The following is a 733-nucleotide window of genomic DNA, read 5'->3' as shown; positions in this document are numbered from 1 at the left end:
CTGTTCATTAGCTTCTCTGCCACCCTGTATCCTTCCTGGCGCGCTAGCCGGGTACAACCTGCGGAGGCGCTGCGTTATGAATGATTCGACGCCTGTCCTGCATGCGCAAACGTTGGTGAAAGCCTACGAAGAGGGCAATAACGAACTGGAAGTGCTCAAGGGTGTGGACCTGACTGTGTACAAGGCGATATCCTGGCGATTATCGGTGCGTCCGGTTCGGGGAAATCGACCTTGCTGAATCTGCTCGGCGGGCTGGACCACGCTACCCGTGGCTCGGTTTCTATCGCTGGCACTTCGCTGACAGCACTGAATGATCGGGAAACCGGGCGGCTGCGCAACCGTTACCTGGGGTTCGTTTACCAGTTTCACCATCTGTTGCCGGAATTTACCGCGCTGGAAAATGTGGCCATGCCGCTGTTGATCCGTGGCGAAAAGCCGGCGGATTGTCAGGCCCGGGCCGCCGCGATTCTGGAGCGGGTGGGGCTTGAGCATCGTCTCAAGCACAAGCCTTCCGCGCTGAGTGGCGGCGAGCGTCAGCGGGTGGCCATTGCCCGTGCGCTGGTGACCGAGCCGGCACTGGTAATGGCGGATGAGCCCACCGGGAATCTGGATGAGCGCACTGCTGCACAAGTGCAGGCGCTAATGATCGAGTTGAATGAGAATCTGGGTACGGCGTTCATGATCGTGACCCATGACCGGGAGTTTGCCTCCCGCTGCCCGCAGCAATATGAGC

General features: G+C 59.6%; 1 pseudogene. It reads left to right on the top strand.

Going from position 1 to position 733, the window contains the following annotated elements:
• Window positions 1–76: 76 nt before the first annotated feature.
• A pseudogene (lolD, locus tag A3730_RS00930) lies at window positions 77–733 on the top strand (lipoprotein-releasing ABC transporter ATP-binding protein LolD); the annotation flags it as partial.

This window comes from Alcanivorax sp. HI0044, assembly GCF_001634945.1.
Note: the sequence above shows the minus strand (reverse complement) of the source record. Positions and strands in the feature narration are given on the sequence as shown.